This is a genomic window from Actinomadura sp. WAC 06369, assembly GCF_003947565.1.
GTDB lineage: Bacteria > Actinomycetota > Actinomycetes > Streptosporangiales > Streptosporangiaceae > Spirillospora > Spirillospora rifamycini.
Genome location: NZ_QHJN01000056.1, coordinates 35,669 through 43,123, shown reverse-complemented (window position 1 = coordinate 43,123; position 7,455 = coordinate 35,669). Strand labels below are relative to the sequence as shown.

General features: G+C 72.0%; 5 protein-coding genes. 2 read left to right on the top strand and 3 right to left on the bottom strand.

Annotated elements, in window-relative coordinates:
* Window positions 1-378: 378 nt before the first annotated feature.
* Complete coding sequence (locus DMH08_RS17380; RefSeq protein ID WP_051301139.1) at window positions 379-2,553, top strand: RelA/SpoT family protein; 2,175 nt, start codon at window positions 379-381, stop codon at window positions 2,551-2,553.
* 80 nt (window positions 2,554-2,633) lie between these two features.
* Here DMH08_RS17380 and aspS read toward each other — a convergent pair whose 3' ends face one another.
* From aspS to DMH08_RS17365, 3 genes are read right to left on the bottom strand one after another with little or no spacing between them, the layout of a single operon-like run.
* On the bottom strand, window positions 2,634-4,394 hold the full coding sequence (gene aspS / locus DMH08_RS17375) for an aspartate--tRNA ligase (RefSeq protein ID WP_026404174.1): 1,761 nt from the start codon (window positions 4,392-4,394) through the stop codon (window positions 2,634-2,636).
* Window positions 4,391-5,659, bottom strand: a complete 1,269-nt coding sequence (gene hisS / locus DMH08_RS17370; protein WP_125615793.1) for a histidine--tRNA ligase — start codon at window positions 5,657-5,659, stop codon at window positions 4,391-4,393. Before hisS ends, aspS begins: the two co-directional genes overlap by 4 nt.
* Window positions 5,660-5,675: 16 nt before the next feature.
* Window positions 5,676-6,371: an MBL fold metallo-hydrolase gene (locus tag DMH08_RS17365; RefSeq protein WP_125615790.1), complete on the bottom strand. Its 696-nt coding sequence runs from the start codon at window positions 6,369-6,371 to the stop codon at window positions 5,676-5,678.
* A gap of 221 nt (window positions 6,372-6,592) precedes the next feature.
* On the opposite strand from DMH08_RS17365, the gene DMH08_RS17360 reads away from it, so the two are divergent.
* Entirely contained in the window at window positions 6,593-7,381 is a 789-nt protein-coding gene (locus DMH08_RS17360; protein WP_026404177.1) for a peptidylprolyl isomerase, read from the top strand.
* Window positions 7,382-7,455 lie beyond the last annotated feature (74 nt).

Genomic DNA, 7,455 nt, shown 5'->3' with positions numbered 1-7,455 from the left:
CCCCCGTTCAGGGCAGGCGGAGAGCGGCGGTGCGCCCGCCCGGCGCGGCGGGCGGGCGGCGCGCGGCGCGGGCGGCGGCCCGGTGCGCCCCGCCGCGCGCGGGGGGGGCGGCGAGCCCCCCGCGGGCCGCGCCCCCCAGCACCGCCCCCCCGGCCGCCCCGGGGGGTTGGTGGGGCAGGGGGTGGACCAGACCCGCGTCGGGCCGGGGCCACCCCGGGCGGCACCGGGGGCGAGGCCGGGGCCGCCCGGCCGGGCCCCGCGTCCCACACCGAGGAGGACCCCGCCGACCGGGGCGCCTCCGCGACCACCACCGTCCCGCCGTCCGCCGCCCGGGTGCGCCGCAGGCTCGCACGGCTGGGCGCCCAGCGCGGAACCGCCATGAACCCGGTACTGGAACCACTGATCAAGACGGTCCGCAACACCCACCCGAAGGCGGACCTCCGGCTCATCGAACGCGCCTACGACGTCGCGGCGCACTACCACCGGCACCAGAAGCGCAAGAGCGGCGACCCGTACATCACGCACCCGCTCGCGGTCGCGACCATCCTCGCCGAGCTCGGGATGAACACCGAGACGCTCTGCGCGGCGCTGCTGCACGACACCGTCGAGGACACGCCCTACAGCCTGGACGAGCTCACCGCCGACTTCGGCGACGAGATCGCCGCCCTGGTCGACGGCGTCACCAAGCTCGACAAGGTCAAGTACGGCGAGGCCGCCGAGGCCGAGACCGTCCGCAAGATGGTCGTCGCGATGTCCCGCGACATCCGCGTCCTGGTGATCAAACTCGGCGACCGGCTGCACAACATGCGCACCCTGCGCTACATGCCGCGGCACAAGCAGGAGAAGAAGGCCCGCGAGACCCTCGAGGTGTTCGCGCCGCTGGCGCACCGCCTCGGGATGAACACGCTGAAGTGGGAGCTGGAGGACCTCGCGTTCGCCACCCTGTACCCGAAGCGGTTCGACGAGATCGCCCGGCTGGTGTCCGAGCGCGCCCCGCGGCGCGACGTCTACCTGCAAGAGGTCATCGAGAACGTCTCCACCGACCTGCGCGAGGCCCGCATCAAGGCCACCGTGACGGGACGGCCGAAGCACTACTACTCGATCTACCAGAAGATGATCGCCCGGGACGTCAGCTTCGACGACATCTACGACCTGGTCGGCATCCGGGTCCTGGTCGACAGCGTCCGCGACTGCTACGCCGCCCTCGGCTCGATCCACGCGCGATGGAACCCGGTCCCCGGCCGGTTCAAGGACTACATCGCGATGCCGAAGTTCAACATGTACCAGTCGCTGCACACCACGGTGATCGGCCCCGGCGGCAAGCCCGTCGAGCTGCAGATCCGCACGTGGGGGATGCACCGGCGCGCCGAGTACGGCGTCGCCGCGCACTGGAAGTACAAGGAGGAGACCGTCGGCGGCCGCCGCGCCGGCGACATGCAGTGGCTCCGGCAGCTCCTCGACTGGCAGAAGGAGACCGCCGACCCGGCCGAGTTCCTGGAGTCCCTCCGCTTCGACCTGTCGGTCTCCGAGGTGTTCGTCTTCACCCCCAAGGGCGACGTCATCGCGCTGCCGCAGGGCGCGACCCCGGTCGACTTCGCGTACGCGATCCACACCGAGGTCGGGCACCGCTGCATCGGCGCCCGCGTCAACGGACGCCTCGTCCCCCTCGAGTCGACCCTCGACAACGGCGACACCGTCGAGGTGTTCACCTCCAAGTCGCAGGACGCCGGGCCCAGCCGCGACTGGCTCGGGTTCGTCAAGAGCGCCCGCGCCCGCAACAAGATCAAGCACTGGTTCTCCAAGGAGCGCCGCGACACCGCGATCGAGTCCGGCAAGGACGCCATCGCCCGCGCCATGCGCAAGCAGAACATGCCGCTGCAGCGCATGATGTCCGGGGAGGCGCTGCTCGCCCTCGCCCGCGACATGCGCTACCCCGACGTGTCGTCGCTGTACGCCGCGGTCGGCGAGAGCCAGGTCTCGGCCCAGCACGTGGTGCAGCGCCTCGTGGACGCCCTCGGCGGCGTGGAGAGCGCCGAGGAGGACCTCGCCGAGATCGCGCTGCCGACCCGCCGCAAGCGGAACCGGCCCGCGGGCGACCCGGGCGTCGTCGTCGCCGACGACCCGGACGTGTGGGTGCGGCTGTCGCGCTGCTGCACGCCCGTCCCCGGCGACGACATCGTCGGGTTCGTCACCCGCGGCCACGGCGTCTCGGTGCACCGCAGCGACTGCGCCAACGTCGGGAGCCTGCGCAGCCAGCCCGACCGGCTGATCGACGTCAAGTGGTCCCCGGGCGAGGACTCGGTCTTCCTCGTGGCCATCCAGGTCGAAGCGCTCGACCGGCCGCGGCTGCTGTCCGACGTCACCCGCGTGCTGTCCGACCAGCACGTGAACATCCTGTCCGCGTCGGTCACCACCACCCGCGACCGGGTCGCCGTCAGCCGCTTCACCTTCGAGATGGGCGACCCCAAGCACCTCGGGCACGTCCTGAAGGCCGTCCGCTCGATCGACGGCGTGTACGACGTCTACCGCGTGACGAGCGGCGCCACCCGCTGACCCGCGGCGCCGGGGCCTCCGGCCGGACACGCGAGAGGGCGGTCGCCACCGCGGCGACCGCCCTCTGCCGTGCGTGCGGGTCAGCTCCCGGCGGGCTCCTCCTCGGGGATCACGTCGACGCCGGCCTCCTTGCGCTGCTGCGGCGTGATCGGCGTGGGCGCGGCGGTCAGCGGGTCGAACCCGGACGCGGCCTTCGGGAAGGCGATGACGTCGCGGATCGACTCCTGCCCGGCGAGCAGCATGACGACGCGGTCCCAGCCGAACGCGATGCCGCCGTGCGGCGGCGGGCCGAACTTGAACGCCTCCAGCAGGAAGCCGAACTTCGACTCGGCCTCCTCCTTGGACATGCCGAGGACGTCGAACACCCGCTGCTGCATCTCGGCGCGGTGGATACGGATCGAGCCGCCGCCGATCTCGTTGCCGTTCAGCACGAGGTCGTAGGCGTCGGCGAGCGCGGCGCCCGGGTCGTCCTGGAAGGTGTCGGCGTACTCGGGCTTCGGCGCGGTGAACGGGTGGTGCACCGGCGTCCAGCCGATCTGCTCGCCCTTGTCGTCCTCGACCGGCTCGAAGACCGGGGCGTCCACGACCCAGACGAACTCCCACGCGGACGCGTCGATCAGCTCGCAGCGGCGGCCGATCTCCAGCCGGGCGGCGCCCAGCAGCTCCTGCGTGGCGTGCCGCTTGCCCGCGCCGAAGAAGATCGCGTCGCCGGGGGACGCGCCCGTCTTCGCGGCGAGGCCCTCCTTCTCGGCGTCCGACAGGTTCTTGGCGACCGGCCCGCCGAGCGCCCCGTCGGGCTGGACGAGGACGTACGCGAGGCCGCGGGCGCCGCGGGACTTCGCCCAGTCCTGCCAGGCGTCCAGCTCCTTGCGGGTCTGGGACGCGCCGCCCGGCATCACGACCGCGCCGACGTACGGGGCCTGGAACACCCGGAACGAGGTGTCGGCGAAGTACTCCGTCATGTCGGTCAGCTCGTTGCCGAACCGCAGGTCGGGCTTGTCCGAGCCGTACCGCGCCATGGCGTCGGCGTAGGTGATGTGGGGGATCGGCCGGGGGATCTCGTACCCGGCGATCTCCTTCCACAGCCGGGACACGAGGTCCTCGCCGACGCGCAGGACGTCGTCCTGGTCGACGAACGACATCTCGATGTCGATCTGCGTGAACTCGGGCTGCCGGTCGGCGCGGAAGTCCTCGTCGCGGTAGCAGCGGGCGATCTGGTAGTAGCGCTCCAGCCCGCCCACCATGAGCAGCTGCTTGAACAGCTGCGGGGACTGCGGCAGCGCGTACCAGTGGCCCGGCTTGAGCCGGACGGGCACGAGGAAGTCGCGGGCGCCCTCGGGCGTCGAGCGGGTCAGCGTCGGGGTCTCGACGTTGACGAAGCCGTGCTCGCGCATCACCTCGTGGGTGAGGAACGACGCCTCCGACCGGACGCGCATGGCGTGCGCCACCGCGTCCCGGCGGATGTCGAGGTAGCGGTACTTGAGCCGGATCTCCTCGTTGACGTTGACGTCGCCCTCGATGGGGAACGGCAGCGGCGCGGCCTCCGACAGCACCTCGATCGTCTCGGCCGCGACCTCGATGTCACCGGTGGGCAGCTCGGGGTTCTCGTTCCCCTCCGGACGGATCCGGACCTCGCCGACGACCTTGACGCAGAACTCCGAGCGCAGGTCGTGCGCCGCGTCCTCCTCGCGGAAGACGACCTGCGCGGTGCCGGACGCGTCCCGCAGGTCGATGAAGGTGACGCCGCCGTGGTCGCGGCGGCGGGCCACCCAGCCGGCCAGCGTGACCTGCTGCCCGGCGTGCTCCCTGCGGAGCGTCCCCGCCTCGTGCGAGCGGATCATTTCGAAAGCCTCTCTTTCAACGTCGTGACGATGTCGGCGAGGGGGACGGCGGTCTGCTCGCCCGCGGCCAGGTCCTTGACCTGGGCGACGCCGTCCGCGATATCTCGCTCGCCGAGGATCACGGCGTACCGGGCGCCGGACCGGTCCGCGTCCTTCATGGCGCCCTTCAGCTTCTTGCCGCCGAACGCCGTGTCGGCGGCGACCCCGGCCCGGCGCAGCTCCGCGACGAGCCCGAACATGCGGCGTTCCGCGGCGCCGCCCAGCGGCACCCCGAACGCCTCGCAGCGCGGCCGGGCGGCGAACTCGGCGCCCTCGGCCTCCAGCGCGAGGATCGTCCGGTCCAGCCCGAGCCCGAACCCGATGCCGGGCAGCGGCGGGCCGCCGATGTCCTCCGACAGCCCGTCGTAGCGGCCGCCGCCGCCGATGCCCGACTGGGCGCCGAGCAGCGGGTGGTCGAACTCGTAGGTCGTCCGGGTGTAGTAGTCGAGGCCGCGCACCAGGGTGGGGGTGTCCTCCCACTCGATGCCGAGGTCGGCCAGCAGCTCCCGGACGGCGTCGTGGTGCGCCTTGCAGGCCGCGCACAGGTGGTCGGCCATCAGCGGCGCGCCGGCGAGCTGCTCGCGGACCTGCGGGCGCTTGTCGTCCAGCACCCGCAGCGGGTTGATCTCGATGCGGGCGCGGGTCGCCTCGTCCAGGTCGAGGCCGCGCAGGAACTCCTGCAGCCGCGCCCGGTAGGCCGGACGGCACTCGCGGCAGCCGAGCGAGTTCAGCAGCAGCCGCACCCGCGTCAGCCCGAGGGAGCGGTACCAGTTCGCCGCGATCGCGATCGTCTCGGCGTCGACCCGCGGGTCCTCGCTGCCGATCGCCTCGAGGTCGAGCTGGTAGAACTGCCGGTAGCGGCCCTGCTGCGGGCGCTCGGCGCGGAACGCCGCGCCGGTCGTCCACACCTTCACCGGCAGCGCGCCCTGCTTGTGCAGGCCGTTCTCCAGCACGCACCGCAGGACGGACGCGGTGAACTCGGGCCGCAGCGTCAGCGAGCGGCCGCCGCGGTCCTCGAACGTGTACATCTCCTTGGACACCACGTCGGTGGACTCGCCGACGCCGCGGCGGAACAGGTTGGTGTCCTCGAAGACGGCCAGTTCCAGATAGCCGTATCCGGCCAGCCGCGCCTGCTCGGCGAACGCCTCGCGGACCGCGTACAGCAGGTCCGCGCGCGGCGGGACGTATTCACTGACCCCTTTGGGGGCCTGGAAGCTCGAACTCATGATGTGTGTGAGGTTCCTAGAGTCCCTTGCGGGGCCCGTCGGCGGGCGCGGTGTCCGCGAGGAACGGATTCGTGACGCGCTCGCGGCCGATTGTGGTCTGGGGGCCGTGGCCGGGCAGGACGGCGGTCTCGTCGGGCAGCGACAGGCACACCCGCGCCAGGCTGGCGAGGATCTGCTCGTGCGACCCGCCCGGCAGGTCGGTGCGGCCGATCGACCCGGCGAACAGCAGGTCCCCGGAGAACATCACGTCGGGGAGCTCCTGCGCGGCGGGCGTCCGGAAGGTCACCGACCCGGGCGTATGGCCCGGCGCGTGGTCGACGGTGAACCGGAGCCCGGCGAGCTCCAGCTCCGCGCCGTCGGCCAGTTCCCGCACGTCGTCCGGCTCGGTCAGCTCCAGCCCGCCGAACAGCTGCTGCCCGGGACCGAGCGACAGCCCCTTGGCCGGATCGGTCAGCAGGTCGCGGTCGTCCGGATGGACGAACGCGGGCACGTCCTTCGCGCCGCACACCGGCGCCACCGACCACACGTGGTCGATGTGGCCGTGGGTCAGCAGCACCGCGACCGGCTTCAGCCGATGCTCGCGCAGGATCTCGTCGATGCCTGCCTCGGCGTCCTGGCCGGGGTCGATGATGACGCACTCCTCACCCGCGGCGGGCGCCACGACATAGCAGTTCGCGGCGAACGATCCAGCGGGGAACCCGGCGACGAGCACGGACGTCCTTCCTTAGAACCATCTCGGTGGGCGTGTTCGAGGGTACCGGCGCGCCCGCGGCCACCGCGAACGAGATCCGCCGATCGCCGTGTCGCGGAGCGTTATCCCGCGGGGCGGAAGGGTGACCTCGTTCCCCGGCGTCCGTTTTACGGCGCTTTTACGCGCCGGTACCGCTACTATGCGCTGCACGTTCACCTGATCACAGCGAAAGGGCATGGCCAGTGGCGGGGAAGGACCGCAAGAAGCAGCTCGCGCGGCAACGCTATGAGCGCCAGCAGCAGCGCCGGGCGGCGGAGGCGGCCAGGGCGCGCAGGCTGAAGGTGTTCGGCTCGGCCGCCGCGGTGGCGGTGATCGCGCTCGGCGGGGCGGGGATCTTCCTGTTCACCGGCGACGACGACCCGGCCGAGGCGAACGCCGCGTCCGGCGGGAACTCGGCGTCGCCCGCGAACGGCGAGTGCGCCTACACCGAGTCCGACGCGCCGGGCGCCCCCGACGGCCTCGGAACCCCGCCCGTGAAGCCGGCTCACACCGGCACGGTGAACGCGACCGTCAAGACGAACCAGGGCGACGTCGTCCTTCAACTGGACGGCAAGAACGCGCCCTGCACCGTGAACTCGTTCGCGTTCCTGGCGGAGAAGAACTACTACGACGACAGCCCCTGCCATCGGCTCACCAGCGGCGGGCTCAACGTCCTGCAGTGCGGAGACCCGACCGGCAAGGGAACGGGCGGCCCCGGCTACCGGTTCGCCGACGAGAACCTCGACGGCGCGGCCTACGGCAAGGCGACCCTCGCCATGGCGAACTCGGGCCCCGACACCAACGGCAGCCAGTTCTTCATGGTCTACGGCGATTCGCAGCTCCCGCCCGACTACACCGTGTTCGGCAAGATCACCAAGGGTATGGACGTGCTGGAGAAGATCGCCGCGGCGGGCTCGGAGCCCGAGGGGGACGGCGAACCCAAGAAGAAGGTCACGATCGAGGACGTCACGGTGGCCGCCGCGGCCGGGTGACCGGTATCAGCCGAACGGGATACTAAGGTGTGGAGGGTCCGAAGGCCGTGAGCACGTTCGGGCCCGCGATTCAG